Raw genomic sequence first — 26,713 nt, 5'->3', positions numbered from 1 at the left:
GTCGGATCGGTCGCTAGAGAACCTCCAGCACCCGCTCCACGGGGCGGCCAATGACGGCGCCCTTGTCGGTCTCGACGATCGGACGTTCGATCAGGATCGGCTGAGCGATCGCTGCGGCCAGTATGGCTTCGTCATCTGCGCCGGTGTTCAGCAGAGCCTTGGCGTCGGCCTCCTTCCAGCGGAGCAGGCCGGACAAACCGACGCCGGTTTTGGACGCCAATCGCTGCAGCGTCTCGGGATCCCATCCGGTCTTCATATATTCGACGACCGTCGGCTCGACGCCTTGCTCGCGCAGCAGGGCGAGGGCGTTGCGCGACGTGCTGCATTTCGGGTTGTGGTAGAGGACGACCGACATCAGGCCTCCTGCTTCAGACGATGCAGCAGCATGGCGCCTTGCAGCGACGCGATATAGATCACGCCCGACACGATCATGGCCGGCCAGGTCGTCAGGTTGATCCACAGCGGAAGGTCCGGCGATGGCAAGGTCCCCAGCAGCCGCATCGCCAGATTGGCCACTACGCTGTAGGCGATCAGCGCCAGCATGATGATCGGGATGGCGCGCGTCATCATGCGCCACTGAACCACCGCCACGACGCCATAGAATAGGACGGAGAAGATCGCGCCCGAGGCGATGGCGAAGGGCCACATGACCTTCATCATCTCCTGCTGCATGGCCAACTGATCCGCCGACAGACCCATCTTGGCGTACTCCGCGCTCATCGCCGTCTCGAACCAGCCCGAGGTGAACATCCACCAGGTCGGGATCAGGCCGACGATCAGGGCGATGACCAGGCCGATCACCATCGAGCGCGCCGAACGCTGGGCCTCGGCCATGCCGCGCGGCAGCTTCAGCGGGTTCATGGCGCGGAGCCAGAGATCGATCTTGTTGCGTGTCATGGGGCCCTCGCTTCGAGCGGAACCTAGCGGTGATCGGCGATGACTTACAGGCCCCGACCTTCACCTTTGGGGTCGAGGCGTCTAGGGTCCGGCCGATGCGGATTCTGACCTCGGACCAGGCCGTCCTCGACCACGTCGCCGCGCGACGCGAGACGATCATCGGCCGCACCATCGATTGGGCGAACATCAACTCCGGCAGCCGCAACGCCGCCGGACTGAATGCTGTGCTGGATGTTCTGGAAGCGGCGGCGGGCGCCTTGGCCGCCACCGTCGAACGCCTCCCGACGCAGGGTTCAACCACCGTCGCCGACGACGGATCGGTGCGGACCGAGGCCCATGCCGACGCCTTGAAGATCACCGCCCGGCCGGATGCGCCGATCCAGGTCGTGCTGACCGGCCACTATGACACCGTCTTCCCCGCCGACAGCCGGTTCCAGACCGTGACCACGCGGGCCGACGGCGCCCTGAACGGGCCGGGCGTCGCCGACATGAAGGGCGGGATCAGCGTGCTTCTGGCCGCGCTGGAGGCGTTCGAGACCCATCCAGACAAACACGGCGTCGGCTGGACCGTGCTGCTGAGCCCCGACGAGGAAATCGGCTCGCCGGCGTCCGCTCCGCTGCTGGCCGAACTGGGTGCGCGCGGCCATGTCGGCCTGACCTATGAGCCGGCGCTGGCGGACGGCACGCTGGCCGCCGCGCGAAAGGGCAGCGGCAACTATCATCTGATCGTGACGGGCCGCGCCGCGCACGCTGGCCGCGCCTTCGATGAAGGCCGCAATGCTGTGGCCGGCGCCGCCATCATCGCCGCCGCCCTGCACGCACTGAACGGTCAGCACGCGGGCGTCACCGTCAACGTCGCCAAGATTTCGGGCGGGGGCGCGCTGAACGTCGTCGCCGACAACGCCGTGGTGCGATTCAACGTCCGGGTGCCGGACAAGGCGGCGGCCGACTGGATCGACGCATCCGTGCGAGCCATCGCCGCGACACCGCCGTTCGAGGGCCTGACGCTGGATCTGCACGGCGGCTTCACCCGCGCGCCCAAGCCGATGGACGCCGCCCAGACTGCCCTGTTCGAAGCGGTGAAAGAGGCGGGCGCCCTGTTGGGCCAGCCCATCGACTGGAAACCGTCGGGCGGAGTGTGCGAGGGCAACAATCTGCACGCCGCCGGCCTGCCCAATATCGACACCCTGGGCGTTCGCGGCGGCGACATCCATTCGGATCAGGAGTTTGCTTGGCCCGACAGCTTCGTCGAACGCGCGCAGCTCAGCGCTCTAATCCTGTGCAAGATCGCATCGGGTGAAATCGATGCGGCCAAACTGAAATCCCTGCGGATGGAAACCCTGTAGAATGCTTGTCGTCCGTCCCGCCGGCCCCGCCGATCTCGATCATCTGCTGGAACTGGCCATCCTGTCCGGCCCCGGCTTCACCAGCCTGCCTGAAGATCCCGACGCCCTGGCCGATCGGCTGGAGCTGAGCCAGGCGAGCTTCGAAGGTCGCGTGCCCTGGCAAGAGGCTTGGTACACCCTGATGCTGGAAGACGGCGACACGGGGGACATCGACGGCGTCGGCTCGGTCAAGGCGACGGTGGGGCTGAAACGCCCCTTCTTCTCGTTCCGCGTCGTCAACAACACCGTCCAGTCGCCCTCGCTGGGGGTGAAGCTGGATCATCAGACGCTGGTTCTGGTCAATGAATGCACGGGTTGGACCGAGGTCGGTTCGCTGTTTCTGAAGGCGGATCGGAGAAAGGGCGGCGCGGGCCGTCTGCTCAGCCAGTCGCGATATATGCTGATCGGCGCCCAGCCCGAGCTGTTCGCCGACAACGTGTTGGCGGAGTTGCGCGGGGTCTTCACGCCCGACGGGGCCTGCCCTTTCTGGGACCATGTGGCGCACAAGTTCTTCCCGATGGAGTTCGACCACGCCGACCGGATGACCGGCTCGACGGATAAGCAATTCATCCTCGACCTGGCGCCGCGCCACCCGATCTATACCGAGTTGCTGCCCGAACCGGCCCGCGCGGTGATCGGCAAGGTCCATCCGCAAGGCGTGCCGGCCATGGCCCTGCTGGAAAGCGAGGGCTTCCGGCCCAATGGTCTGGTCGACATCTTCGACGCCGGTCCGACCGTCGCATGCGGGCGCGACAATATCCGGACCGTGCGCGACGCCCGGCGCCTGACGGTTCAGATCGTCGAGGGGGTTGAGGCCGAGTTGCCGGCCCTGATCTCGACCGACAGCGTCGCCGCCTTCCGCGCCGTTCGCGCCAAGGCCGACATCGATGGCGACGCCGTTCGCCTGACCGCCGAAACCGCCGCCGCGCTCAAGGTGCGCAGCGGAGACACTGTGCGAGTAAAATCATGACCCGTTTCACCTCCACCGATCCCGCCACCGAAGCGACCAACTGGGAGGGCGAGGCCGCCAGCCCGGCTCAGGTTCAGGCCGCCGTCGACGCCGCCCGCACCGCCTTCCCCGCCTGGGCCGATGCACCGCGCGCCAACCGGATCGACGCCGTCAAACGCTATCAGGCCGTCCTGAAAGATCGCGCGCCCCAGATCGCCGAGGCCATCGCGCGCGAGACCGGCAAGCCGCTGTGGGAAACCAAGACCGAGGCCGCCGCCATGATCGGCAAGGTGGACATCTCGATCCGCGCCTATGACGAGCGCAGCGGCGAACGGACCAGCGATACGGCGTTCGGCCGCGCGACCCTGCGGCACCGTCCGCACGGCGTCGCGGCGGTGCTTGGCCCGTTCAACTTCCCTGGCCATCTGCCGAACGGCCATATCGTCCCGGCCCTGCTGGCGGGCGACACGGTCGTCTTCAAGCCGTCGGAAGAAACGCCCCTGGTCGGTCAGGTGATGGCCGAAGCCTTCGCCGCCGCCGATCTGCCCACCGGCGTGGTCAATGTGGTCCAAGGTGGTCGCGAGACCGGGGCGGCCCTGCTGGACGCCGGTATCGACGCCCTGATGTTCACAGGCTCGGGCGCGGCGGGCGCGCATTTCCGGCGCAAGTTCGCGGATGATCCCCACGTCATCCTGGCGCTGGAATTGGGCGGCAATAACCCACTGGTCGTGTGGGACGCAGCGGATGCCGAGGCCGTCGCGGGCATCGCCGTTCAATCCGCCTTCATCACCACTGGCCAGCGTTGCTCGTGCGCGCGTCGCCTGATCGTGCCGGAAGGACCGCAAGGCGATGCCATCATCGAAACCATCGCCGCCCTATCCGACCGGCTGATCTTCGGCCCATGGGATAGCGATCCCGAACCCTATGCCGGCCCGCTGATCTCGGCGCGTGCCGCCGAGGCGGCGCTGAAGGCGTTGCAGAACCGGATCGACATGGGGGCCAAGGTCATCCGCGCGTCGGGGCCGGTCGCCAATCTGCCCGGCGCCTTCGTCAAACCAGCCATCATCGACGTGACGGGGGTCGACGTGCCGGACGAAGAGATGTTCGCGCCCTTCCTGTCGGTAACGCGCGTCGCCTCTTTCGAGGCGGCGATCCAGGCGGCGAACGCAACCCGCTACGGCCTGTCCGCCGGTCTGGTCAGCGATGATCCGAAGAACTGGGACCACTTCATCCGCCGCATCCGCGCCGGCGTGGTCAACTTCAACCGCCCGACCACCGGCGCCGCCGGCGACATGCCGTTCGGCGGCTTGGGGGCCAGCGGCAACCACCGGCCCAGCGCCTATTACGCCGCCGACTATTGCGCCTATCCGGTCGCCAGTTTCGAGGCCGACGCCGTCGCCAACATCGAAGGCGAGATCAAGGGATTGCGATGATCAGCGCTGTCGAGGCCAACGCCGATGGTCTGATCGGGCCGACCCATTCCTACGCCGGTCTGTCGCCTGGCAATCTGGCCTCCAGCCTGAACAAGGGCGAGGCGTCCAATCCCCGCGCGGCCGTGCTTCAAGGCCTCGACAAGATGAAGACCCTGGCGGACTTGGGCCTGCCCCAGTTCGTGTTGCCGCCCCATGAGCGGCCGAACATTCCCTTCCTGCGAACCGTGGGCTTCGCCGGCTCGGACGCCCAGGTCCTGGAGCGGGCTTGGCGAAGCGCGCCTTCGTTCGCCGCCGCCGCCTGTTCGGCCTCGCCCATGTGGGCCGCCAACGCCGCGACCGTGACGCCCAGCGCCGACGCCGCCGACGGCCGGGCGCATTTCACCCCGGCCAATCTGCACACCAATCTGCACCGCAGCCTGGAACACCGGCAGACCAAGCGCGCGCTGGACGCCCTGTTTCCCGACGCCAGCCGGTTCGCCGTCCACGACGCCCTGCCCGCGGTCGCGCATCTGGCCGACGAAGGCGCCGCGAACCACGTTCGCCTGTGCGCCGAGCATGGTGGTCGCGGCGTCAATCTGCTGGTCTGGGGTCGCGAGGCGTTCGAGCCTTGGGACGGCCCCTTCCCCGCCCGCCAGACGCGCGAAGCGTCAGAAGCCATCGTCCGACGTCACGAAGCCGGACGGCCGGTCCTCGCCCAGCAATCCCGCGCCGCCATCGCGGGTGGCACCTTCCACAACGACGTCGTCTGCGTCGGGGCGCTGGACACTTTGTTCTTCCACGAACTGGCGTTCGAGGACACGGCCGCAACCCAGGCCGCCATTCGCCGCGCCGCCGATGGGCTGTTCGAGCCAATCTTCGTTGAGGTCTCGGCCGCCGACCTGCCGCTGGCCGATGCAATCTCGAGCTATCTGTTCAACTCCATGCTGATCCAAGTTCCGGGCGAGGATCGCCTGACCCTGATCTGCCCGACCGAGACCCGCGACAACCCACGCAGCCATGCGGTGGCGCAAGCGCTGGCCGCCTCCAACGGTCCGATCGGCCGGGTGCAGTATGTCGACGTGCGCCAGTCGATGCGCAACGGCGGCGGACCGGCCTGCCTGCGCCTGCGTGTCGTGCTGACCGAAGCCGAGCTTGCGGCGACGAACCCGGCCATGCGCCTGACCGATGATCTGCATACGCGTCTGTCGGACTGGGCCGGGCGCTGGTATCGCGACGAACTTCGCCCCGCCAATCTGGCCGATCCTGACCTGCTCACCGAGAGCCGGGGCGCACTGGACGAACTGACGACGATCCTGAACCTCGGAACCGACTTCTACCCCTTCCAGAGAGGCTGATCCGGCCATGACGACCGCAGCGCCCATGAGCCCCGCCCGCCGATTGAGAAATATCGTCGGCGGATCGGCCGGCAATCTGGTGGAGTGGTTCGACTGGTACGCCTATGCCGCCTTCACCCTGTATTTCGCGCCCGTCTTCTTCCCCAGCGAAGACCCGACGGCGCAACTGCTGAGCGCCGCCGCCGTCTTTGCGGTGGGCTTCTTGATGCGGCCCATCGGGGCATGGATCATGGGGGTCTATGCCGACCGCAAAGGTCGCAAGGCGGGGTTGACCCTCTCGGTGACCCTCATGTGCACCGGTTCGCTGATCATCGGCGTGACGCCCGGCTATGCCACCATCGGCTTGGCGGCGCCGGCGCTGCTGCTGTTCGCGCGGCTGCTGCAGGGGCTGAGCGTCGGCGGGGAGTACGGATCCAGCGCCACCTATCTGTCCGAAATGGCCGAGCCGCATCGCCGGGGCTTCTGGTCCAGCTTCCAGTACGTCACACTGATCTCGGGCCAGTTGATCGCCCTGCTGCTGTTGATCGTGTTGCAAAATACGTTGAGCGAGACGGCGCTGGCCTCCTGGGGGTGGCGCATCCCTTTCTTCGTCGGCGCGGGCCTGGCGGTCGTCGTCTTCTGGCTGCGTCGCCGTCTGGACGAGACACATAAGGCGACCGAGGCCAAGGACGCCCCGAAATCCAGCGCCGTGCAGTTGATCCTGAAACACCCGAAAGAGGCGTTGATGGTGCTGGGCCTGACGGCCGGCGGCACCTTGGCCTTCTACACCTACACGACCTACCTCCAGAAGTTTCTGGTCAATACGAGCGGGTTTTCCAAGAACACGGCGACCGAAATCAGCGCGGCGGCCTTGTTCATTTTTATGCTGCTTCAGCCGGCGGTCGGCGCGGTTTCGGACAGGGTTGGACGGCGTCCCGTGATGATCGCTTTCGGCGTGCTGGGGGTGTTGTGCACCGTGCCGATCATGACGACCCTATCGACGGTCGAAAGCCCTTTCGTCGCTTTCCTCTTGGCGCTGGTCGGTCTGGTGATCGTGTCGGGCTACACCGCGATCAATGCGGTGGTGAAGGCCGAGCTGTTTCCCGCCCACATCCGCGCCCTCGGCGTCGCTCTGCCTTACGCTATCGCCAATGCGGTGTTCGGAGGCACGGCGGAATATGTGGCGCTATGGCTGAAGGTCGCGGGCGTCGAGAGTGTGTTCTTCTGGTACGTGACCGGGATGATCGGGATGTCGCTACTGACCTTCATCCGCATGCGCGACACCAAGCACAACAGCCTGATCACCCATACCTGACGCCGATCAGGCCGCGAACCGCCCGCCGCGCTGGGCGTAGGCCTGGGTGCCCCGGGTGAAGACCTGGTCGGTCGGCAGGACGGTCTCGATGGCGAGGTCATCCTTGCCTTTCAGCGCCGCATAGACCGGGCCGAAGTCCTTGAGCGTCTCGTCCTTCAGAGCTTCCAGGCTGTCGATGACGAAATAGACCTGCTGGAAGTCGTCGATCCGGTACAGGGTCTGCATCACCCGCTCCAGGTCGAACCCCAGGCGGTTGGGCGACGGATCGTCCAGAGCAAAGACGCTCTCGGTCGCCGAGGAGACGATGCCGGCGCCGTAGATGCGAAGGCCGTCCGCCTCCTTCATCAGGCCGAACTCGACCGTGTACCAATACAGGCGCGCCAGGTTCGGCAGCATGCCCAGGCTGGCCGCGCGCTGTCCGCCCTTGCCATAGGCTTCCATATAGGCGGCGAAATCGGGGTCGGTCAGCATCGGAACGTGGCCGAAGACGTCGTGGAAGATGTCGGGCTCTTGAAGGTAGTCCAGCTGGTCCGGCTTGCGGATAAACTGGCCCGAGACGAAGCGGCGATTGGCCAGATGGTCGAAAAAGACCTCGTCCGGCACCAGGCCCGGCACGCAGACAACCGTCCAGCCGGTCAGGGCCTGAAGCTTAGGATTGATCACGTCGAAGTCGGGAATCCCGCCTGCGTTCAGATCCAACGCATCCAGTCCCCGCATGAAGGCGTCGCAGGCGCGACCGGGCAGGATCTTCATCTGCCGGGCGTAAAGCGTGTCCCAGGTTTGGTGCTCGACCTCGGTGTAGGCGGCCCAGTTCTGGGGAATGGTCCAGTCGGCAGCCGCGCCCTCGGGCGGCTTTTCGAAGACGTGTTCGAAGTCGGACATGGCGTATTCCTCTTTTGCCGCCATTCTAGCCCGGAGCCGCCATGGCTTCCAACCGTCAGTGCAGACGTTCATCCAGCGGTGCGTGGTGGCCCATGCCGTCGGTGGTGAACCACCGCTCGGCGTCGTCGGGCAGCAGCACGGAATCGCCGTCTTCGAGAGCGCCTTCGGCGGCGTAGGCGACAAAGCCGCCGTCCTCGCCCAAGGCGAAGACGCGGTAGAAGGGCTGGTCCGGCCTGACCAAGCCGCTTTCACCTGCCGGTCCCTCATAGGCGTGATCGACATCCATCACGACGCCACGAAAGGCGTCGTCGCGGTGGCGGACGATCTGGCCGATGGCGAAACGTGCGGTCTGAATGCGGGTCATCACACTTCATACGATTCACCGCATGACGCCAATGCCTGCCGGTCTGTTCATCTTCCTGACAGAATGGCTTGGCGCGGACGATCCTGGCGGGTTAGGCTAACCAGGACGGGCGCCGCTTTGGACCGCCCACAACGGATGACGGCCCATGCCGGAGACCCACGGCGCGCCCCGACGGCGCGACGAGCGGTCCCAGCCTTCCCGTTCGCGGGATGCGTCAGGTCGAGATGCGCCGCTGTATGGCGCGCTCGATCTGGGGACCAACAATTGCCGGCTGCTGATCGCGCGGCCGTCACGCGAAGGCTTTCGCGTGGTCGACAGCTTCAGCCGCATCGTGCGGCTGGGCGAAGGGCTGTCGCGTACGGGCCTTCTGGACCCGCGCGCCATGGACCGAGCCTATGACGCCCTGGCCCTGTGCGCCGAGCGGATCGTGCGCAAGGGCGTCGATTCGGCGCGACTGAGCGCCGTCGCCACCCAGGCCTGCCGCGCGGCCGAGAACGGCGCCGACTTCATCGACCGGGTACGCAAGGGGACGGGCCTGCGCCTGCGGATCATCGATCCCGCCGAAGAGGCGCGGCTGGCGGTCGAGGGATGCCTGAACCTGATCGACCCCAAGGCCGAGGCGGTGCTGGTCATCGATGTCGGTGGCGGCTCGACCGAGATGTCGTGGCTGAAGCGCAGCGGGACCGACTGGACGACCACCGCGTGGATGTCGGCGCCGGTGGGGGTCGTGACCCTTGCCGAGCGGCATCCCGAGCCCCCGAACTCCGGCGAGGCCTGGTACGAGGCGATGGTCGCCGACATGGGCGCGGCCATTGCAGCGGGCGGGATCGTCGATGAACCGATGCTGGACCTGTTCCGGCAGAACCGGGCGCATCTGGTCGGCACCTCGGGCGCAATCACCAGCCTGGCGGGCATCCACCTGAACCTGCCGCGCTACAATCGCGACCGGGTCGATGGCTTGTGGATGACGCGCGCCGAGTGCGAGGCGGCGGCGGATCGGCTGAAGGCGCTGGGGCCGGACGGCCGTGCGCGCGAGGCCTGCATCGGTCCCGATCGGGCGGACCTCGTTTTGGCGGGCGCCGCCATCCTGGAAGCGGTGCAGCGCGCCTGGCCGTCGGAACGGGTGCGGGTCGCGGATCGGGGCCTGCGCGAAGGCCTGCTGCTGCAAAGGATGCGCGAAGACAAGAAGCCGCCGAGGGGACGGCGTCGTCGGCGCGGACGGGGCCGGCCGGGCCCCGCCGCCTGATCAGGCGGCGGGCGTGACGCGCACCGGCAGTTCGATGTCGCAAACCGAGAAATCCGCGCCGCGCGCCTGGCGCGCCTGCTGCGCCAGGGTCTGGAAAGTGGCGGAGTTGGTGTTCAGGACGGCCGCCGTCGGACGTTCGGCTGCGGGCAGATCCGACGCCACGCGAACGCGGGTCATCTGATCCGGTCCCTGGACCAGACCATCCGGCGTGTCGCTGGCCTTCAGCGATCGCACGACGTCCAGGCCGGACACGACCCGGCCCCAGACGGTGTAGCGCTTGTCCAGGGCCGGATAGGCCTGACGCATCAGGAAGAACTGGCTGTTGGCGGTGTCGTTGCCCTCGTCTCGCGCCATGCCCGCGACGCCCGGGCAGTATAGCGCCCAACCGTGGACCTTCTTGTCGCTGGTGCCGGACATCAGGGCGTCGGGCTGGGTCTGGACCGGGATGGAATCGACAAAGCCGACCAAGGCGCCGACCGGGGCCGCCACCGGGGTGAAGCCCATGTCCGCGCCACGGCGGAAGGTGAACTCGGCCTTCAGGTCCGGATACCAACTCTGCCCCTCGCCCGTGCCCAGCGGATCGCCGGTCTGGGCCATGAACCAGTCGATCACCCGGTGCCAGACCAGGTTGTCGAAGAAGCCGCGCGACGCCAGCAGCTTGATGCGTTCGACATGGGCGGGCGCGATCTGGGGCGCCAGTTCGACCAGAACCCGCCCCTTGTTGGTGTCTATGACCAGCAGGTTCTCGGGCGCGATGGTCCTCCATTCACCGGGCGGCGGCGGAGGCGCGGGAACGGCGGTCGCGTCTTGCGCCAGGGCGGCGCCCGCCGTCGCAGCCAGCACGGCCGCCGCCATCGCCATCGTTCGTATCGTCATCGTCCCCTCCCCCGTTTGCGAAAGCCTCAGCCGCCCGTCACTTCGGTGACCGGCTGAATATCGCAGACGCTGAAGGCCGCGCCGCGCGCGGCGCGCGCCGTGGCGATCCGTTCTGCGAAGGCGGCGCTGCCGGCGTTCAGCACGCGCACCGTCGGACGCTCGGCTTCGGGCAGAGCCGAGGCCATGCGGACGCGGGTCATGGTGTCGGGATCGGTCACCTTGCCGTCCTCGGCGTCCGAACCCTTCTTCAGCTTGCCAACCACGTCCAGGCCGGACACCACGCGTCCGAAAGCGGTGTAGATGCCGTCCAGTTGTTCGCGCGCGCCCATCATCAGGAAGAACTGGCTGTTGGCGCTGTCAGGCGAACCCGAGCGGGCCATGCCCAGCACGCCGGGACAGAACAGGCCGTGGGCGTCGACCTTGAAGTCGGCGGTGACCATCATCTGCGCGTCGGGCTGGGTTTGGACCGGGAGATCACCGACCAGGCCGCGCACGCCCGCACCGACGCTGGGCACCGCGACGAAGCCGGCGTCGCGTCCACGACGGAAACTGAACTCGGCCTTCAGGTCCGGCAACTCGCTGCCGCCCTCACCCGTGCCCTTCGGATCGCCAGTTTGCGCCATGAAATCAGGGATGACGCGATGGAACTTCAGACCATCGTAGAAGCCTTGGTTGGCCAGGGTGCGGATGCGTTCCGCATGGTTGGGCGCGGCGACGGGGATCAGTTCGACGAGCATCCGGCCCTTCGACGTATCGATAACCAGCAGGTTTTCCGGCGCAATGGTCCGCCAGTCGGACGCCGCCGGCGCCGTTTGCGCCACAGCGGGGGCCTGGGCCGCTCCAGCCGCGAGAAGAGCGGCGACGGTCGCTGCGATGATGGCCTTACGCATGGTCTTGTCTACCCTAACCGTTCTTGACCTTGGCCCGCACGCGCTCGGCGATGGCGGGGCTGACGAAACTGTCGATCGCGCCGTCCAGCCGGGCGATCTCCTTGACGAGCCGCGAGGCGATGGCCTGATGGCGCGGATCGGCCATCAGGAATACGGTCTCGATGTCCTGATTGAGGCGCTGGTTCATGGCCGTCATCTGGAACTCGTATTCAAAGTCGGCGACGGCGCGCAGACCCCGGATGATGACGCTGGCGTCCAGCTCTTCGGCGAAATGCATCAGCAGTGTCGAAAACGGCTGGACCACGATGTCGCCGCCGAGGGGCGCCATCTCGGCTTTCAGCATCTCGACCCGTTCGGCGGTGGAGAACAGCGGCCCCTTGTCATCGTTCTGGGCTACGCCGATGACCAGTCGGTCCACCAGCTTCAGCGCGCGCTTGATGATGTCGGTATGCCCGTTCGTCACCGGGTCGAAGGTGCCCGGATAAAGTCCGATGCGCATGCGTGTCTCCCCGGCCTGTCGCGTGGCGTCAGCGTCGTTTAGCAGGTGCGAAATCAGCGGCCTAGCCGGCTGACGCCTTCGTCATCGTCACGATCCGCGATGGGCTGGGGCGCCTGGGCGCTCCAGGCCGCTTCGACCATGGCGAGCAGGACCGGACCATTGGCGAAGGCGACATCGTCGATGACGGTGATCGGACAGACGGGCGTGGCGCTGTTGCACAGGAAGGCGCCGTCGAAGGCGCCGATCTCATCGAGACGGATCGGCCGCGTTTCACGGGTCAGCCCGACCTGGGGCAGCCCGCGCGTGATCAAGGCCTGGGTCACGCCCGCCAGCATCGGGGCCTGGGGCCAGACGATCCGGTCGCCTTGGACGAAGCCGATGTTCCACAGCGTGCCCTCTGACACCCGCCCTTCACCATCCACAAACAGGGCGTCGTCAAACCCGGCGGCGCGCGCGGCACGGCGCGCACGAATCAGGCCGAAGGTGGCGAGATGCTTCAGATGCGGCGCCTCGCGCTGATAGGGCATAGCGGTGATCCGCACCCGGTGCGCCAGCGGCGGCGGCGTTGGGGAGACACTAGTCATCACCTTCGGTCGGCCGACATAGGTCGGGTTGCGATGGCCGATCTCCGGCGAGAACAGGCTGACGCGCAGCCAGCAGGCGTCACGACCGGCGACCGCCAGCGCCATCAGACGCCGAAACTCCGCCTCGCCGGGGCTTTCGCCAAACAGTTCGACGGCGGCCTGCTCCAGACGCGCGAGGTGGAGGTCGAGGCCGCGCGCGGCGCCATCCTCGACGCGGAAGGAGGTATAGGCGCCGTAGTTGACCAACGCCTGGTGCGCCATGTCGTCAGGCGTGGCGGGAAGGCCGTCGATCAGAATCGTCGCGCTCAAACGACCCTTCCCTGCTCTGCTGCGCGGAGGCGGATCAGGCCTCGCCGCCGTCTTCTCCGCCGACATCGGCATCATCCGCGCCGCCGCTTTCCGGCAGACGTTCAACCGAGACGACCTTTTCATCCTTGCCGGTGCGGAAGATGGTGACGCCCTGGCTGGAGCGGCCGACGATGCGGACTTGATCGATGCGAGTGCGGATCATCTGACCGCCCGAGGTGACCAGCAGAAGGTCGTCCGTCTCCTCGACCGGGAAGGCCGCCGCCAGACGCGTGCCGGCGCGACCGCCCAGGCCGTGGGCCGTCAGACCCTGACCGCCACGACCGGTGCGGCGGTATTCGTAGGCCGAGGATCGTTTGCCGAAGCCGGTTTCAGTGACCGTCAGGATGAACTGTTCGGCGGCGCCCAGTTCGGCGATCCGCTCGACCGTCAGAGCCGCATCCGCGACCTCGTCTTCAACCTCGACCGGAGCCGCGGCATCCTCTTCCGCATCCGCGCCGGCCAGGGCCTTACGCATGGCGTTGGCGTGTTTGACGTAGGCGGCGCGTTCTTCCGGCGTCGCGTCCACGCGGCCCAGGATGGCCATGGAGATGACCTCGTCGCCGTCCTGCAGGCGCACGCCCCGGACGCCGGTCGAATCCCGGCCCTTGAAGACGCGCACGTCGTCGGCCTTGAACCGGATCGCGCGGCCCAGCGCCGTCGTCAGCAGCACATCGTCGTCCGCCGTGCACAGGCCGACGCCGACCATGCGGTCAGAGCCTTCCAGCTTCATGGCGATCTTGCCGGCGCGGTTGACCGTGGCGAAGTCCGACAGCTTGTTGCGCCGCACGTCGCCGCTCGAAGTGGCGAACATGATGTCGTAGTCGCCCCAGGTCGTTTCGTCCTCGGGCAGGGGCAGGACGTTCATGATGCTGTCGCCCGGCTCGATGGGCAGCAGATTGACGAAGGCCTTGCCCCGCGATTGCGGATTGCCCAGCGGCAGACGCCAGGTCTTCAGCTTGTAGGCCTTGCCGTTGGTGGCGAAGAACAGGACCGGGGTGTGGGTCGAGGCGCTGAACACGCCGGTAATGGCGTCCTCGTCCTTCATCGACATGCCGCTGCGGCCCTTGCCGCCGCGATGCTGGGTCCGATAGGCGTTCAGGGCCACGCGCTTGACGTAGCCGCCGTGGGTGACGGTGACGACCATGTCCTCGCGCGGGATCAGGTCCTCATCCTCCATCTCGCCGTCGCCTTCCCCGATCAGGGTGCGGCGCGGAACCGCGAACCGATCCTTCACGTCGATCAGGTCGTCGCGGATGATGGCCAGGACGTTCTTGCGGTCCGACAGGATGGTCAGGTGGCCCTGGATGGTGTCGGCCAGGCCGTGCGCCTCGCCGAAGATGTCGTCGCGGCCCAGGCCGGTCAGACGCGACAGGGTCAGGGCCAGGATGGCGCGGGCCTGTTCATCGGTCAGTTTCAGGCTGTCGCCATTGATCACGACGCTGCGCGGATCGGCGATCAGTTCGACCAGGGCCATCATGTCGCCGACGGGCCAAGCCTTGGCCTGCAGACGCTCGCGCGCCTCGGTCGGATCGGCCGACGAGCGGATGATATGGATCACCTCGTCGATATTGGCGACGGCGACGGCCAGACCGACCAGGACGTGGCCGCGATCACGGGCCTTGTTCAGCTCGAACTTGACGCGGCGAACCACGACCTCCTCGCGGAAGTCGAGGAAGATCTGCAGCAGTTGGCGCAGGCCCATCTGCTCGGGCCGGCCGTGGTTCAGCGCCAGCATGTTGACGCCGAACGAGCTCTGCATGGCGGTATAGCGCCACAGCTGGTTAAGGATCACGTCGCCGGACGCGTCGCGCTTCAGCTCGATGACGATCCGCATGCCTTGGCGGTCGGATTCGTCGCGAACGTCGGAAATACCTTCCAGCCGCTTCTCGCGCACCATTTCGGCGATGCGTTCGATCAGGGTCTGTTTGTTGACCTGATAGGGCAGTTCGGTGACGACTATGGCCTCGCGGTCCTTGCGGATCTCCTCCAGCGAGGCGCGGCCGCGCACGACGACCGAGCCACGACCGTCGCGCAGGGCGTTGCGCGGCGCGGTACGGCCCATGATCTCGCCGCCGGTCGGGAAGTCCGGGCCGGGCACGATGTCCAGCAGGGCGTCGTCGGTGACGTTGGGATCATCCAGCAGGGCCAGGGCCGCATCGACGACCTCGCCCAGATTGTGCGGCGGAATGTTGGTCGCCATGCCGACGGCGATGCCGCCCGCGCCGTTGACCAGCAGATTGGGGATCCGGCTCGGCAGAACGACCGGCTCCAGCTCCTTCTCGTCGTAGTTCGGCTGGAAATCGACCGTGTCCTTGTCGATGTCGGCCATCAGGGCGACGGCGGCCGGGGCCATCCGGGCTTCGGTGTAACGCATCGAGGCGGGCATATCGCCGTCGACCGAACCGAAGTTGCCCTGGCCGTCGACCAGCATCAGCCCCATCGAGAACGGCTGCGCCATCCGCACCAGGGCCATATAGACCGAGGCGTCGCCATGGGGGTGGAACCGGCCCAACACGTCACCGACCACACGAGCGCATTTCGAATAGCTGCGCTCAGGCGTCATGTTCAGATCGTGCATCGAATACAGGATGCGACGGTGAACCGGCTTCAGCCCGTCACGGGCGTCAGGAAGCGCGCGCGAGACGATCACGCTCATGGCATAGTCGAGGTACGAACGCTTCAGTTCGTCCTCGATCGTGATCGTGGAAATGTCGGAGCCGCCGCCTCCCGGAACGATCGGAGATGCGGCGTTTTCGTAGCTGTCGTCGGTCAATGAAGCGTGGCTTTATGCGGCCGGAATCGGAACGTGATCCGCTGTGACGATTTCTAGCATTCCAGGGCCTCGGTGGCAAAGCGACGTCGCCGTGAAAGCCCGTCTCTGAAAGGACTTTCGACATGCGCGCCACCCGCCTCGCCGCCGCCCTTCTCCTCGCCTCCCCCTTGGCCCTGACAACCGCATGCGCCGCGACCGGAAACGCGCCCCAGGCGGCCGTCGAACGCGCGCCCGTCGGCGCGACGGGACAGGCCGTTCTGATCAACGCCTCCGGCGCCACTATCGGTCGCGTCGACCTGCGTCAGGGACCGACCGGCCTGCTGATGACGATCGAGGCTTCGGGCCTGACGCCCGGCTGGCACGGCATTCACATCCATGCGACCGGCGAATGCGCCGCGCCCTTCACCTCGTCCGGGGCCCACATCAACCACGGCGAGCCCAAGGCTCCCCACGGCCTGTTGAACGCCGCCGGGCCGGACGACGGCGACCTTCCCAACGTCTGGGCCGGTGCGGACGGCAAGGTGAACGCCGAACTGTTCACGACCCGCGCCCGGATCTCGTCCGAAGGTCCCGGCCAATGGCTGTGGGACGCCGACGGCTCGGCCATCATCATCCACGCCAACCCCGACGACCATTCGACCCAGCCCATCGGCGGCGCAGGCGACCGAGTGGCCTGCGCGGCGCTCAGCGCAAGCTAAGTCTTTCTAAGGCACGGAAGATGGCCCGCTGGATACCGTTCAGCGGGTCTCTTTTTGTGCGAGCAGACGGCGGATCAGTTCGGTCTGCTCCTCCTGCCGGGCGGTCAGGTGTTCGACCTTTTCCAGCAGGGCCATGATCTCGATCTCGGCCTTCAGATTGACCTGATAGTCATTGCCCGCGTCCAGCCGATCCTTTGACGCCTGGCGGTTCTGGCTCATCATGATGACCGGCGCCTGGATCGCCGCCAGCATCGACAGGACCAGATTCAGGAAGATGAAGGGATAGGGGTCGAAGGCTTCCTTGCGCAGCAGCAGGTTCAGCCCGGTCCAGATCGCCAGGAAGACGCCGAACGCGATGATGAACGGCCACGAACCGCCGAAGGCCGCAACCCGATCGGCCAGCCGCTCGCCGAAGGTCTGACGGTCGTCGAAGGTCTCGTTGATGTCTTCGGACACAGGGCGACGATCGGCGGTGCTCTGAACGACGACGGCTTCGTTCGCCGCAAGTTCGTGCTTCGCCTTCCCCAGCCAGCGGCGGGAGACGTGGTCGGCGTCGAGGGGGGCGTGGTGCATAACGGGCTCCTGATACGATCAGGAACAGATCAAGCCTTGGCGGCCCCCGCACGCAAGCCCCGTTCGGCCAGGGCCACAAGGGCCACCCCGCCCATGGTGATGGCCGATCCCGTCAGAATCTGCGGCGTCAGGATGTCGCCCATGAAGCTCCAGCCGATGAACATCGACACCACGGGCGTGACCAGGAGATAGGGCGTCACCCGCCCCGCCTCGCGCCGCTGGACCAACCAAAACAGCAGGGTCGTGGCCAGCACGGACGACACGACGCCCGCCCACAGCAACGAGGCCCAGACCATGGGCGTGGCGCTCTTCACCGCCTCCCACTGGCCATGCTCGAACACCGCCGAGCCGAAGGCCATGACGGGAAAGGCCCCCAGCGCCAGCAGACCCTGCATCTTCAGTGGCGGGATGGAGGTGGTGCGACGCGCGACCACCGTGGTCACGCCCCAGGCGGCGCCGGCCGCGATGGCGACCAGAATGGCCTTCCAGTCCTGCAGCGCATGGGCGTCCAGCGTCATCCAGGCCACGCCGACGAAGGCCACGCCCATGCCGACCAGGGCCGCCTTGGACAGCCGCTCGCCCAGGATCAGGAACGCGAACAGGGTGGTGAAGGGGATCCACAACTGGTTGGCCACGGTCACCGGGCTGACGTCCGTCGCCAGCCAGTAGGCCGTGTAGGCCAGGCCGTACTGGATCGGCCCGCCGATGATGACGATCAGCATCAGGCTCTTCCAGTCCGGGAACGGCGGCCGCACGAAGGCGATCAGACAGGCCGTGGCGATGCCGAACCGGATGGCGCCGACCAACAGCGGCGACAACTCCTGCGTCGCCAGCTTGGCCCCGGCGTTATTGACGCCCCACACCACGATGATCGCCACGATGGCGGCGATCTCCAGCCCTGTCAGGGCGTGAGGCCTCTTGGGCAGGGGCGCGGGCGCAGGCGCAACTTCGGAACGGACGTCGGTCATGACCGCCCTATGGCACGGCGCGCCCGCTGCGTCGGCTCACTTTGGATGACCTCAGGTTTCCGCTCAGAAATCCGGCTTGGCGACCGCTGGCAACGATCGCCAAGTCAGGCACTCAGTCTCAGAACGGGATGTCGTCGTTCAGGTCGTAGCTTTCCTTGGGGCCGCTCGGCTTGTTGGCGCCGCCGGTGGAGAAGCCCGAGGAATAGTCGTCGTCGCCGCGACCGCCGCCGCCGCCGTAACCACCGCCCGACGAGCCGCCTTCCGAGCGGCCGCCCAGCATGGTCAGTTCACCCTTGAAGCGGCTGACGACGATCTCGGTCGAATATTTCTCGACGCCCTGCTGGTCGGTCCATTTGCGGGTCTGGAGCGCGCCCTCGACGTAGACGGTCGAGCCCTTCTTCACATAGTTCTCGACCACCTTGACGATGTTGTCGTTGAAAATGACGACCCGGTGCCACTCGGTCTTTTCCTTGCGCTCGCCCGACGACTTGTCGCGCCAGGTTTCCGAGGTGGCGATCGACAGGTTGGCGATGCGGTCACCGTTGGGCATGGAGCGGATCTCGGGGTCGCGACCCAGGTTGCCGACCAGAATGACCTTGTTGACGCTGCCCGCCATGGAAACTTCCTTCTCGTGTGAGGCGGCGACGACTTCGCCCGCCCCGTCAATTCAGTCCGATGTCTGACCGGAGCAGCCCGTCACCGCCAGCCGCTTTCGACATCCAACCCGCCAAAACGGTGGATCATTAACGAAATGTTCCACCTGTTCTTTGCGCGCAAGCCCTACTTGGCGGGGTCCGCGGCGATGGCGATGGGACGACCCGTCTCGTCGCGCTGGATGGCGCCGGGTATGGCCAGACGACCGTCGCCGGTGCGGGCCATAGCGAAGAAGCGGCTTCCGTTCAGGCTCTTGCCGATCTTGACCCCCTCGCGGTCCACGAAGATGAACCGCCCTTGGTAGGCGCCGGCGATTTCCTGGTTCGATCCTCCCATGCGCAGGAAGCGAAGACGCATCTCCTCCAGCCGCGCGGCGCATTGTTCAAGTTGCGGCTGGTCGTCGGCGATCTTCTGCAAACGAGGCGGCGCATTGTCCGGCGTCGCCACGAAGTAGCAGGCGCCCTCGGCGAACTCGTACTTGGGTTCGTTTGAGCAGGCGCCCAGCAGAGCAGTCCCAGCGATGGCGGCGAGGGCGACGAAACGCATCAGTTCATTCCCGTGAATTGGCAGTTGCGATCCTGCTCGGCCAGGGTCCTGAAACGGTTGTTGTCATTGGACTGTTCCACCCGGCGGGGCACCAGACGCAGGGTCGTATCGCCCCAGCGGCCGTATTGGGCGTCGCCCGGCCCGACGCAGGTTCCGGCGTAAAGCGCCTGGACGCAGGCGTTCAGGCTCATGCTTGGCGACAGGGTCCGCCAGTCGGAGCCGGTGTGGCGCAGGCAGGGGCTGCCGCCTGCCACGGGTGTGGGGCGCGGCGCAGGCGTCTGTTCGACGGAGGCCGGCGGCGGGGTCTGGGCCATCTCGACCGCAGGCAGTTCGGGCGGCGGGGCGAAGGCGGCGGTCGGGGCGGCGGCCAAGGCGCCCGTCGCGTCCAGCCCGACGTCCAGAGCGTCCGTCGCCAGACCATTGCGCTGGGCGCAGACCGCCAGGGTCGCCATGCCGACGAACTGGCCATCGACGAAGCAGCGCAGTTCCCGCGTCGGCTCCAGCGTGGGCGCCTCGGCCAGGTTGACCACCAGTCCGCCCTTGGACGCCGGCGGCGCTTCCGTCGTCTTGTCGCCGCCGCCCGTAAAGATCAGGGCGAGCACGACGGCGATGACGATCGCCACGCCGGCGCCGACCAACAGGATGACGCGGTTGTCTTTCGGAAGGGCCATGGACGGGCTTTCGCGGATGAGGAGGTCAATAACTCCGACCCGGCCTCGGGCGTCAACCGCCTTGACCGGTCACGACCCCGATCAAGCCGTCAGGCGGCTCAGCGCAGCCTGATAGTTGGCCAGTTGCGTCTGCTGGTAGGCGGTCGAGGACCCGTTGCCGGTCTGGGTGTTGGTTATGCCGCCGGTCGATGGCGCCAGGGCGCGGTAGGAGGACCGGACCGCCGTCATCGCCTGGGCCAGCGAATCGATGGCCGCCTTGATCGAGGCGGGATCGTTCAGGTTCAGCTTGTTCGACAGGTTCAGCCCATAGGTCTTGATCGCGTCCTTGTCCGGCTTCACCGGACCGACGAAACCGGGCGTCAGACCCAGCGCGCCCAGGGCGTCCTTGCCGATCGCCCCAGCGGAGATGACGGCGCCGTCCTTGTTGGCCGCCGTCTTGATTTCCAGACGCTGGACGATGGGTTTGGCCTTCAGGTCGGTGATGACCTTGGCTTCCAACTGGCGGCCAGAGGCGGCGTTGATCTTCTTGGCCAGGCTTTCCAGCGTGTCCTTGGCGTCGATGCTCACGGTGACGGCGCGGCCGCCGGCCGCAGGGCTGATCGAAAACTGATCGCCGACGCGGGCCGAGGTGGCGACGGTCAGCAGCTTGGAATCCGCCTGCATGATCTGGCCTTGAGGCAGGCCGAGGCGGTCGAGCACGCTGGCCCCGCCCGCTGCGATGCTCAGGCTGGTCGGCTTGGCCTGATCGCCGTCCGCACGCCAGGTTCGGTTCGATTGGACCTGGCCCGTGGCCAGATCGATCTGCGCGAGATAGCCGGATGTGGGGTCGTCCTTGCCGGCGCCTTCCGCCCGGTTCGTGCCGGTGATCCAGACCTTGCCGTCCTTGATGGCGACGTCGGCAGCGGTGTCCGCGCCCGCCCCGCCGAAATAGGTCAGTTGGTCGCTCGCCGAGGCCTGAAGGTCCGCCGACAAGGTGGCGATGAAGACATCGCTGCCACCGGCATGGGCGTTGGTCACCGTAGAGATATCGAGGGCGGTGTTTTCGGTATGGCCGGTCACAACGACCTTGCCGTTCTCGACCGATATGCCGGCGATCGCGCCGCTGGCGTAGCCAAGGTCACGCGTCGAAGCCAGGCTCGGCACGCCGTCGGCGTCCAGGGTGAAGCGGCGCACGACCGCTTTCCCGTTCTCGACGCCGGCCGTGTAGAGGTCGTTTCCTGACACCGTCATGGCCTGAACGGAATCGTCGCCGCTGGTGCCGAACTGCACGGTCGCGACGTTCACGCCCACGTCGGGGCCGTTGATCTTTATCGGCTTTTCCTGGAAGGCCTGAAGATAGGAATCCCAGCCGCCCAGGGCCGCATTGCCCGGCATGGCCGATTTCGACCGGCCGGCGACATAGACCATGCCGTCGGCGCCGAAGCGGACCTCGGTCGCCTCATCGGCCGCCTTGGCGCCGCGCCGCTGGGTCCACAACTCCTGGCCCGAACTGTCGAACACCGAGACGAAACTGTCGGCCACGGACGCCTTGTCGCCGCTCTTGCCGGGTTCCAGCGCCCCGGTCACCGATCCGGCCAGGGCGACCCGGCCGTCATCGTCGATGGCGATGGAGAAGCCGTTGGCGCTGGAGGCGGCGCCGAGCAACTTGGTCTGCATCAGATTGCCGGCGGAATCGTATTTCATCAGGGCGACATCGCGCGCACCCTTGATCGGTTGACTGGCGTCGCCCGCCGTCAGTTCGGCGACGACCCAGATGGAACCATCCGGCGCCACGGCGCTGGCCTTAACGGCGGCGACGCCGTCGGGCAGGTGGGTGTGCCCCACCCTGCCCTCGACCCAGAACGGATCGTCCACACCCTGTTGCGCGGCCGGCGCCGCGCCGCCGTCGGCCTGGAATTTGAGCAACTGACCAGCCGTGCCGGTCTTGCCGACCCCTTGCGTCACATAGACGGCGTCGGAGGTATCGACGGCCTGGAAGCTGATGGCCTCGCCGGTGCCGCCGTTGACCTTCAACGCCCACTGATCCGGTCCGGCCGGCAGGGTGATGGTCTTGGTCCCGCTCTTGACCGTCTTCGGCTCGGCGGGGATCAGCTGGGAGCTGATGCGCGTCGCGACGCCCGCGTCCTCCAGCTTTCCGTTCATATAGGCGGTGACATTGGCCAACGACCGATCGGCCGGGCCCATTTCGGCCAGGTCCATGGCGATCGCCTGCTCGCCGGCCGCCGTCTTGACGGTTACGGAGAACTTAACGTCGCCCTCGAAGGCCTTGACCGAGGCGGTGGGGTCGCCGTCGTGGATAGGAGCGGTGACGAAACTGGTCGGCGCCCGTTCCAGCGCATAGGTGCTCTTGACCGAGGTCTGGGCCACGCCCTGCACCAGCCGCATGTCTTCGAAACTGGCGGTGCTCAGATAGGTCGACAGTTCGGCCAGGCCTTCGCCGAAACGCTTCGACACCAAGGCGGCTTCCGACGCGCTCAGCCCCTTGACGCCAGCACGGTCGGCCAGGGCACCCAGCGTGTTCAGGCCCTGATACAGGGCGAACATCTTGCGATAGTCAGTAGAGGCGCCAGCCAAATCCAGGCTGACATTGCCTTCGTCGATCAGGCGACGGCCGCCCAGGGCCGCACGGACCAGGTCGCTGGCCTTCGCCGGTGTCGCCGTGGACGACCAGGGGGCCGTCGGTTGGGTCTTCTTGGTTTTGACGGCCGGGCTGGCGGTCGTGGCGGCGCCTGACGACGACGTCCCCATCGTCGTTCCGAAAAGACCCAGCAGATAGCTGTTGTTGATCATTCAGACGGCTCCGATCCTATCGTGCGGCGGGCGTCGATAAGGAACCGTTAAGCTGTCCGATCAGCCCTTGAACAGCGACAGGATGACCTGCGGCGCCTGGTTGGCGATCGACAAGGCCTGAACGCCGAGTTGCTGCTGAACCTGCAGGGCTTGAAGGCGTGCGCTTTCCTTGGCCAGGTCCGCATCCACCAGATTGCCAATGCCGGCTTCCAGCGCGTCCGACAGCTTGCCGACATAGGTGGTGTGGCGTTCGATCTGCTTGGACTGTGCGCCCAATTCAGCCAGACGCGCGCTGCTGGTGGTGATGGCGGCGTTGACGGCGGCCAGGGCCGTATTGGCGTTGGCCTGGCTGGTCAGGGTCGTGCCGGTCAGCGACAGGCCAGCGACGGTCAGGTTCTGACGATCCAGCGCGATGGTCTCGGCGCCGTCGGCGCTGGCCAGGAAGTTCAGCGTCGTCGTCGCCGAACCGTCCAGAATGTTGGCGCCGTCGAAGATGGCGTTGTTGGCGAACGAATCGATCGAGCTCAGCAGCGCCTGAAACTCATCATTGTAGGACGTGCGGGTGGCGGCGCTGGCGCTCGGGTCCGCCGCTGCGGTCGCCTTCTGCTTTAACTCCAGCAGGATGTCCGAGATCTGCTCGCCGGCCGCCAGCGAAACGTCGGCGATAGATGTCGCGCGGTTCAGGCTGGTGGTGACGGCTTCGAGCGATCCCCGGTCGGCGCGTTGACCTTGCGCGACCGCCCAGACCGCGGCGTTGTCGCGCGCGCCCTGAACCTTCAGCCCCGTGTTCACCCGGCTCTGCGTCGCCGCCAACTGGTCGTTGGTGCGGTTGAGATTCTGCAGGGCGATCATCGCCGAGGTGTTGGTGTGGATGCTGGTGGTCATGGCTTCAAGCCCCCGGACGTTCTGTGGGCTACAGGATTAACCATGAGTCGTAATCACATGGTTAACGCGCCGGAAACCATGATTGCGCCGTCCGGCGAGCCGGCGGCGTTAGAGAGTTTGAGCCCTCGCCTGTCGTCAGACGGCGGTATCGACCAGACGGCCTCCGCGGTAGGTCGGGTCGCTGTTCAACTTCTCGACATCCTCGCGCGGCAACTGGCGGATCACCTCCCCCGTCACCCGGTCCAGGACCTTGTAGACGAAGCGGTTGTCACCCACGGCCTCGATGGTCAGTCGAAAGCGGCTGGCGTCGTGGTTGTCGTTCCTGGCCGCCGGCGCGGGCGTTGCAGGCTGAACGGCGATGGGACCAACGGGAGGGATCTGAGCTACGCTTACTGATCTTGCGACATTGTCTGTCATGGCTCCACGCACAGGTCGTCCTGCGCCCTCTAGAGAAACAAACGATCAGCCGGAGCGGTCGCGAAACCGCTCCGGCCGCGCGTCTTAGCGGAACAGGCCCAGCAGGATCGAGCTGCCCTGGTTGGCGATCGACAACGCCTGCACGCCCAGCTGTTGCTTGGTTTGCAGGGCGGTCAGCTTGGCGCTTTCCTTGGCCAGATCGGCGTCCACCAGATTGCCCACGCCGGCTTCAAGAGCGTCCTGAAGCTTGTTGACGAAGGTGATCTGACGGCCCAGCGACTTGGACTGGGTGCCCAAGGTGGCCAGGGCGCTCGTCGTCGCCGAGATGGCGGCGTCGACGTTCGCCGCGGTGGCGTTAGCGGCCGTGACGCTGCCGGTGTTCACGGCGGTGATCGCCGCGTTCGAACCCAGTGCCGTCAGGCTGTTCACGCCATCGAAGGTCGCGCCGGAGATGGCCGAGGCGACTTCCAGACCCAAGGCGTTGTAGTCGGCCAGATAGGCCGTCTGCGCCGAGCCGGTCGACGAGGCGATGTTGACGGCGAGCGACTTCATCTCTTCCAGGGCGGAAGTGACGGAATCGCCGGCGGCCAGAGCCACGTCGGTGATCGACTGGGTGCGTTGCAGGCCGGCGCGAACGGCGTCCTGCGAGGCGGCGTTGGCGCGTTGCGACGTGGCGATCGCGAAGATCGCACCGTTGTCCTTCGCAGACGACACCTTCATCCCGGTGCTGATCCGGTTTTGGGTCGTGTCCAGCTGTTGGCTGGTCTTGTTCAGGCTCTGCAGAGCGACTGCGGCGCCGTAGTTCGTATTGATGCTGGGCATTTCTAGCCCTCCTTTTCACTTCGTGAGAGCCCCGGCGTTTTGCCGGGGTGAGCGTTTTGCTCGGGGTTCAAGGCCACGACCCCGCCGCCGGGACGGCGAGGTCTCCGGGCCTTAGCGGAAGAGGCTCAGCAGGATCGAGCTGCCCTGGTTGGCGATCGACAGCGCCTGCACGCCCAGCTGTTGTTTGGTTTGCAGGGCGGTCAGTCGTGCGCTTTCCTTGGCCAGATCGGCGTCCACCAGATTGCCCACGCCAGCTTCCATCGCGTCCTGAAGCTTGTTGACGAAGGTGATCTGACGCCCGACCGACTTGGACTGGGTGCCCAGGGTGGCCAGGGTGCTGGTCACGCCCGCGATCGCCAGATCGACGTTCGCGGTGGTGTAGTTGGCGACGGTCGGCGTGGCCGCCGTGAACATCGCCAGTTGGGTGTTCGCGCTGACCGCCGTGGCGGTGCCCAGGCGATAGGTGCCCGAACCCGTCTGGACGTCGGTGGTCGTGCCTGCCGCCGTGTTCAACAGGTTGACCCCGTCGAAGCTGGCGCCGGCGATCGCGTCGTTGATTTCCTTGCCCAGGGCAGTGAAGTCGGCCTCGTAGGCCGTCTTCGCCGAACCCGTGGACGAGGCGATGTTGACCGCGAGCGACTTCATCTCTTCCAGGGCGGAGGTGATGGTGTCGCCGGCCGCCAGGGCCACGTCGACGATGGACTGACCGCGTTGCAGCGAGTTGCGAACCGCGTCTTGCGAGGCGGCGTTGGCGCGCTGTTGCGTGGCGATGGCGAAGATCGCGCCATTGTCCTTGGCCGAGGAGACTTTCAGGCCGGTGCTGATCCGGTTCTGAGTCGTCTCCAGCTGGGCGCTGGTCTTGTTCAGGCTCTGCAGGGCGACTGCGGCGCCGTAGTTCGTATTGATGCTGGGCATTTCTGGCCCTCCTAGTTCACTTCGTGAGATCCCCTGGCGTTTTGCCGGGGTGAGCATTTTGCTCAGGTCCGGGCGCCGGGAACCGACGACCGATCAGATGCGGCCTTGGCCCGACCGCCTCAGCGATCGGGCCGTGGGCCTTAGCGGAACAGGCTCAGCAGGATCGAGCTGCCCTGGTTGGCGATCGACAGCGCCTGCACGCCCAGCTGCTGCTTGGTTTGCAGGGCGGTCAGCTTGGCGCTTTCCTTGGCCAGGTCTGCATCGACCAGGTTGCCGACACCGGCTTCCATTGCATCTTGCAGCTTGTTGACGAAGGTGATCTGGCGGCCCAGCGACTTGGACTGGGTGCCCAGCGTCGCCAGCGACGACGTGACCGTCGCGATGCCGGCGTCGACCGCAGCCGTCGTGGCGCCCGCACGAGCGACGGAGCCGCCCGTCAGGCCCGTCACCGAGGCGACGCCCAGAGGCGTCGTCAGGCTGTTGGCGCCGTCGAACGAAGCGCCAGAGATCGCGGTGGCGATTTCCGCGCCCAAGGCGTTGAAGTCTTTCAGATAGGCCGTCTCAGCATCCGAACCGGCGACCGAAGACTGGATGCTGACAGCGAGCGACTTCATCTCTTCTAGGGCGGAGGTGATCGTGTCGCCGGCGGCCAGGGCCACGTCGGTGATCGATTGGCTGCGTTGCAGCGAGTTGCGCGTCGCGTCTTGCGAAGCGGCGTTGGCGCGCTGCTGGGTGGCGATGGCGAAGATCGCGCCATTGTCCTTGGCCGAAGACACCTTCATGCCGGTGCTGATCCGGTTTTGGGTGGTTTCCAGCTGGGCGTTGGTCTTGTTCAGGCTCTGCAGGGCGACTGCAGCGCCGTAGTTCGTATTGATGCTGGGCATTTCTGGCCCTCCTTGTCACTTCAGTGATTTCCAGCGTCGTTTTGCCGCCGGGAGCTTTTTGCTCGGTGAGTAAGAAGCAATTGCCGGGCCATTTCTGATCCGCACAAAAGCCTACAACTAACTGATTTTACTGTTT

General features: G+C 66.5%; 27 protein-coding genes. 7 read left to right on the top strand and 20 right to left on the bottom strand.

What is annotated here, in order from left to right; all coding sequences use genetic code 11:
* Positions 1 to 13 precede the first annotated feature (13 nt).
* Both ASF81_RS09680 and ASF81_RS09675 read right to left on the bottom strand, forming a co-directional pair.
* Positions 14 to 355, bottom strand: a complete 342-nt coding sequence (locus ASF81_RS09680; RefSeq protein ID WP_055808102.1) for an arsenate reductase family protein — start codon at positions 353 to 355, stop codon at positions 14 to 16.
* On the bottom strand, positions 355 to 897 hold the full coding sequence (locus ASF81_RS09675; protein WP_055808099.1) for a hypothetical protein: 543 nt from the start codon (positions 895 to 897) through the stop codon (positions 355 to 357). The genes ASF81_RS09680 and ASF81_RS09675 overlap by 1 nt, the downstream gene beginning before the upstream one ends.
* 95 nt (positions 898 to 992) lie before the next feature.
* Between ASF81_RS09675 and ASF81_RS09670 the strand changes: the two genes are divergently transcribed.
* The 5 genes from ASF81_RS09670 to ASF81_RS09650 are packed head-to-tail and all read left to right on the top strand — an operon-like array spanning position 993 to position 7,292.
* Positions 993 to 2,243: a hydrolase gene (locus ASF81_RS09670; protein ID WP_055808097.1), complete on the top strand. Its 1,251-nt coding sequence runs from the start codon at positions 993 to 995 to the stop codon at positions 2,241 to 2,243.
* A 1-nt stretch (position 2,244) separates the two neighbouring features.
* Positions 2,245 to 3,252 carry an arginine N-succinyltransferase gene (locus ASF81_RS09665; RefSeq protein ID WP_055808094.1) on the top strand — a complete coding sequence of 336 codons (1,008 nt, stop codon included), beginning with the start codon at positions 2,245 to 2,247 and terminating at the stop codon, positions 3,250 to 3,252.
* On the top strand, positions 3,249 to 4,664 hold the full coding sequence (gene astD, locus ASF81_RS09660; protein WP_055808092.1) for a succinylglutamate-semialdehyde dehydrogenase: 1,416 nt from the start codon (positions 3,249 to 3,251) through the stop codon (positions 4,662 to 4,664). Before ASF81_RS09665 ends, astD begins: the two co-directional genes overlap by 4 nt.
* A complete protein-coding gene (gene astB / locus ASF81_RS09655) occupies positions 4,661 to 5,998 on the top strand; it encodes an N-succinylarginine dihydrolase (protein ID WP_055808089.1) in 1,338 nt (445 codons plus the stop codon). The genes astD and astB overlap by 4 nt, the downstream gene beginning before the upstream one ends.
* Before the next feature lie 7 nt (positions 5,999 to 6,005).
* A complete protein-coding gene (locus ASF81_RS09650; protein ID WP_055808087.1) occupies positions 6,006 to 7,292 on the top strand; it encodes an MFS transporter in 1,287 nt (428 codons plus the stop codon).
* Between the two features lie 6 nt (positions 7,293 to 7,298).
* Here ASF81_RS09650 and phhA read toward each other — a convergent pair whose 3' ends face one another.
* A complete protein-coding gene (phhA, locus tag ASF81_RS09645) occupies positions 7,299 to 8,174 on the bottom strand; it encodes a phenylalanine 4-monooxygenase (RefSeq protein ID WP_055808457.1) in 876 nt (291 codons plus the stop codon).
* Between the two features lie 55 nt (positions 8,175 to 8,229).
* The gene (gene hspQ, locus ASF81_RS09640; RefSeq protein ID WP_017504111.1) at positions 8,230 to 8,538 is read right to left on the bottom strand and encodes a heat shock protein HspQ; all 309 of its coding nucleotides are present in this window, start codon (positions 8,536 to 8,538) and stop codon (positions 8,230 to 8,232) included.
* Positions 8,539 to 8,683: 145 nt separating this feature from the next.
* On the opposite strand from hspQ, the gene ASF81_RS09635 reads away from it, so the two are divergent.
* On the top strand, positions 8,684 to 9,784 hold the full coding sequence (locus ASF81_RS09635; RefSeq protein ID WP_055808085.1) for a Ppx/GppA phosphatase family protein: 1,101 nt from the start codon (positions 8,684 to 8,686) through the stop codon (positions 9,782 to 9,784).
* On the opposite strand, the gene ASF81_RS09630 is transcribed toward ASF81_RS09635, so the two are convergent.
* The 5 genes from ASF81_RS09630 to gyrA are packed head-to-tail and all read right to left on the bottom strand — an operon-like array spanning position 9,785 to position 15,754.
* The gene (locus ASF81_RS09630) at positions 9,785 to 10,660 is read right to left on the bottom strand and encodes a peptidylprolyl isomerase (protein ID WP_055808083.1); all 876 of its coding nucleotides are present in this window, start codon (positions 10,658 to 10,660) and stop codon (positions 9,785 to 9,787) included.
* A 26-nt stretch (positions 10,661 to 10,686) separates the two neighbouring features.
* Positions 10,687 to 11,550, bottom strand: a complete 864-nt coding sequence (locus ASF81_RS09625) for a peptidylprolyl isomerase (RefSeq protein ID WP_055808081.1) — start codon at positions 11,548 to 11,550, stop codon at positions 10,687 to 10,689.
* A gap of 13 nt (positions 11,551 to 11,563) precedes the next feature.
* On the bottom strand, positions 11,564 to 12,049 hold the full coding sequence (gene coaD / locus ASF81_RS09620; RefSeq protein ID WP_017504115.1) for a pantetheine-phosphate adenylyltransferase: 486 nt from the start codon (positions 12,047 to 12,049) through the stop codon (positions 11,564 to 11,566).
* A 53-nt stretch (positions 12,050 to 12,102) separates the two neighbouring features.
* Entirely contained in the window at positions 12,103 to 12,942 is an 840-nt protein-coding gene (locus ASF81_RS09615; RefSeq protein ID WP_055808078.1) for an aminotransferase class IV, read from the bottom strand.
* A 34-nt stretch (positions 12,943 to 12,976) separates the two neighbouring features.
* Complete coding sequence (gene gyrA, locus ASF81_RS09610) at positions 12,977 to 15,754, bottom strand: DNA gyrase subunit A (RefSeq protein ID WP_082503517.1); 2,778 nt, start codon at positions 15,752 to 15,754, stop codon at positions 12,977 to 12,979.
* Positions 15,755 to 15,876: 122 nt separating this feature from the next.
* Between gyrA and ASF81_RS09605 the strand changes: the two genes are divergently transcribed.
* A complete protein-coding gene (locus tag ASF81_RS09605; RefSeq protein ID WP_055808076.1) occupies positions 15,877 to 16,452 on the top strand; it encodes a superoxide dismutase family protein in 576 nt (191 codons plus the stop codon).
* Between the two features lie 39 nt (positions 16,453 to 16,491).
* Here ASF81_RS09605 and ASF81_RS09600 read toward each other — a convergent pair whose 3' ends face one another.
* From ASF81_RS09600 to ASF81_RS09550, 11 genes are all read right to left on the bottom strand, one after another.
* Positions 16,492 to 17,025 (bottom strand): DUF1003 domain-containing protein, encoded by a 534-nt coding sequence (locus ASF81_RS09600; RefSeq protein ID WP_055808074.1) that lies wholly within the window; start codon positions 17,023 to 17,025, stop codon positions 16,492 to 16,494.
* 29 nt (positions 17,026 to 17,054) lie between these two features.
* The gene (locus ASF81_RS09595; protein ID WP_055808073.1) at positions 17,055 to 17,993 is read right to left on the bottom strand and encodes a DMT family transporter; all 939 of its coding nucleotides are present in this window, start codon (positions 17,991 to 17,993) and stop codon (positions 17,055 to 17,057) included.
* Positions 17,994 to 18,111: 118 nt separating this feature from the next.
* The gene (ssb, locus tag ASF81_RS09590) at positions 18,112 to 18,609 is read right to left on the bottom strand and encodes a single-stranded DNA-binding protein (protein ID WP_055808071.1); all 498 of its coding nucleotides are present in this window, start codon (positions 18,607 to 18,609) and stop codon (positions 18,112 to 18,114) included.
* A 164-nt stretch (positions 18,610 to 18,773) separates the two neighbouring features.
* Entirely contained in the window at positions 18,774 to 19,193 is a 420-nt protein-coding gene (locus tag ASF81_RS09585; RefSeq protein ID WP_055808069.1) for a hypothetical protein, read from the bottom strand.
* Positions 19,193 to 19,864, bottom strand: coding sequence for a hypothetical protein (locus ASF81_RS09580; protein WP_055808066.1), 672 nt, complete (start codon positions 19,862 to 19,864; stop codon positions 19,193 to 19,195). The genes ASF81_RS09585 and ASF81_RS09580 overlap by 1 nt, the downstream gene beginning before the upstream one ends.
* A gap of 81 nt (positions 19,865 to 19,945) precedes the next feature.
* Positions 19,946 to 22,654 carry a hypothetical protein gene (locus ASF81_RS09575; RefSeq protein ID WP_055808063.1) on the bottom strand — a complete coding sequence of 903 codons (2,709 nt, stop codon included), beginning with the start codon at positions 22,652 to 22,654 and terminating at the stop codon, positions 19,946 to 19,948.
* Positions 22,655 to 22,714: 60 nt separating this feature from the next.
* A complete protein-coding gene (locus ASF81_RS09570; RefSeq protein ID WP_055753194.1) occupies positions 22,715 to 23,539 on the bottom strand; it encodes a flagellin in 825 nt (274 codons plus the stop codon).
* 135 nt (positions 23,540 to 23,674) lie between these two features.
* Positions 23,675 to 23,956 carry a hypothetical protein gene (locus tag ASF81_RS09565; RefSeq protein WP_200932932.1) on the bottom strand — a complete coding sequence of 94 codons (282 nt, stop codon included), beginning with the start codon at positions 23,954 to 23,956 and terminating at the stop codon, positions 23,675 to 23,677.
* An 84-nt stretch (positions 23,957 to 24,040) separates the two neighbouring features.
* Positions 24,041 to 24,778, bottom strand: a complete 738-nt coding sequence (locus tag ASF81_RS09560) for a flagellin (RefSeq protein ID WP_055753193.1) — start codon at positions 24,776 to 24,778, stop codon at positions 24,041 to 24,043.
* Between the two features lie 111 nt (positions 24,779 to 24,889).
* Complete coding sequence (locus tag ASF81_RS09555) at positions 24,890 to 25,693, bottom strand: flagellin (RefSeq protein ID WP_055753192.1); 804 nt, start codon at positions 25,691 to 25,693, stop codon at positions 24,890 to 24,892.
* Positions 25,694 to 25,833: 140 nt separating this feature from the next.
* Positions 25,834 to 26,577 carry a flagellin gene (locus ASF81_RS09550; RefSeq protein ID WP_055753191.1) on the bottom strand — a complete coding sequence of 248 codons (744 nt, stop codon included), beginning with the start codon at positions 26,575 to 26,577 and terminating at the stop codon, positions 25,834 to 25,836.
* Positions 26,578 to 26,713: the final 136 nt, after the last annotated feature.

The organism is Brevundimonas sp. Leaf168, from assembly GCF_001423685.1.
Classification (GTDB): domain Bacteria; phylum Pseudomonadota; class Alphaproteobacteria; order Caulobacterales; family Caulobacteraceae; genus Brevundimonas; species Brevundimonas vesicularis_C.
The sequence above is the reverse complement of the archived record's forward strand: the minus strand, read 5'-3'. Positions and strand labels throughout refer to the sequence as shown.

Excerpts from the sequence above, each read along its gene's own strand:
- ASF81_RS09680 (WP_055808102.1), bottom strand. The coding sequence starts at position 355 with ATGTCGGTCGTCCTCTACCACAACCCGAAATGCAGCACGTCGCGCAAC.
- ASF81_RS09675 (WP_055808099.1), bottom strand. The coding sequence starts at position 897 with ATGACACGCAACAAGATCGATCTCTGGCTCCGCGCCATGAACCCGCTG.
- ASF81_RS09670 (WP_055808097.1), top strand. The coding sequence starts at position 993 with ATGCGGATTCTGACCTCGGACCAGGCCGTCCTCGACCACGTCGCCGCG.
- ASF81_RS09665 (WP_055808094.1), top strand. The coding sequence starts at position 2,245 with ATGCTTGTCGTCCGTCCCGCCGGCCCCGCCGATCTCGATCATCTGCTG.
- astD (WP_055808092.1), top strand. The coding sequence starts at position 3,249 with ATGACCCGTTTCACCTCCACCGATCCCGCCACCGAAGCGACCAACTGG.
- astB (WP_055808089.1), top strand. The coding sequence starts at position 4,661 with ATGATCAGCGCTGTCGAGGCCAACGCCGATGGTCTGATCGGGCCGACC.
- ASF81_RS09650 (WP_055808087.1), top strand. The coding sequence starts at position 6,006 with ATGACGACCGCAGCGCCCATGAGCCCCGCCCGCCGATTGAGAAATATC.
- phhA (WP_055808457.1), bottom strand. The coding sequence starts at position 8,174 with ATGTCCGACTTCGAACACGTCTTCGAAAAGCCGCCCGAGGGCGCGGCT.
- hspQ (WP_017504111.1), bottom strand. The coding sequence starts at position 8,538 with ATGACCCGCATTCAGACCGCACGTTTCGCCATCGGCCAGATCGTCCGC.
- ASF81_RS09635 (WP_055808085.1), top strand. The coding sequence starts at position 8,684 with ATGCCGGAGACCCACGGCGCGCCCCGACGGCGCGACGAGCGGTCCCAG.
- ASF81_RS09630 (WP_055808083.1), bottom strand. The coding sequence starts at position 10,660 with ATGACGATACGAACGATGGCGATGGCGGCGGCCGTGCTGGCTGCGACG.
- ASF81_RS09625 (WP_055808081.1), bottom strand. The coding sequence starts at position 11,550 with ATGCGTAAGGCCATCATCGCAGCGACCGTCGCCGCTCTTCTCGCGGCT.
- coaD (WP_017504115.1), bottom strand. The coding sequence starts at position 12,049 with ATGCGCATCGGACTTTATCCGGGCACCTTCGACCCGGTGACGAACGGG.
- ASF81_RS09605 (WP_055808076.1), top strand. The coding sequence starts at position 15,877 with ATGCGCGCCACCCGCCTCGCCGCCGCCCTTCTCCTCGCCTCCCCCTTG.
- ASF81_RS09600 (WP_055808074.1), bottom strand. The coding sequence starts at position 17,025 with ATGCACCACGCCCCCCTCGACGCCGACCACGTCTCCCGCCGCTGGCTG.
- ASF81_RS09595 (WP_055808073.1), bottom strand. The coding sequence starts at position 17,993 with ATGACCGACGTCCGTTCCGAAGTTGCGCCTGCGCCCGCGCCCCTGCCC.
- ssb (WP_055808071.1), bottom strand. The coding sequence starts at position 18,609 with ATGGCGGGCAGCGTCAACAAGGTCATTCTGGTCGGCAACCTGGGTCGC.
- ASF81_RS09585 (WP_055808069.1), bottom strand. The coding sequence starts at position 19,193 with ATGCGTTTCGTCGCCCTCGCCGCCATCGCTGGGACTGCTCTGCTGGGC.
- ASF81_RS09580 (WP_055808066.1), bottom strand. The coding sequence starts at position 19,864 with ATGGCCCTTCCGAAAGACAACCGCGTCATCCTGTTGGTCGGCGCCGGC.
- ASF81_RS09575 (WP_055808063.1), bottom strand. The coding sequence starts at position 22,654 with ATGATCAACAACAGCTATCTGCTGGGTCTTTTCGGAACGACGATGGGG.
- ASF81_RS09570 (WP_055753194.1), bottom strand. The coding sequence starts at position 23,539 with ATGACCACCAGCATCCACACCAACACCTCGGCGATGATCGCCCTGCAG.
- ASF81_RS09565 (WP_200932932.1), bottom strand. The coding sequence starts at position 23,956 with ATGACAGACAATGTCGCAAGATCAGTAAGCGTAGCTCAGATCCCTCCC.
- ASF81_RS09560 (WP_055753193.1), bottom strand. The coding sequence starts at position 24,778 with ATGCCCAGCATCAATACGAACTACGGCGCCGCAGTCGCTCTGCAGAGC.
- ASF81_RS09555 (WP_055753192.1), bottom strand. The coding sequence starts at position 25,693 with ATGCCCAGCATCAATACGAACTACGGCGCCGCAGTCGCCCTGCAGAGC.
- ASF81_RS09550 (WP_055753191.1), bottom strand. The coding sequence starts at position 26,577 with ATGCCCAGCATCAATACGAACTACGGCGCTGCAGTCGCCCTGCAGAGC.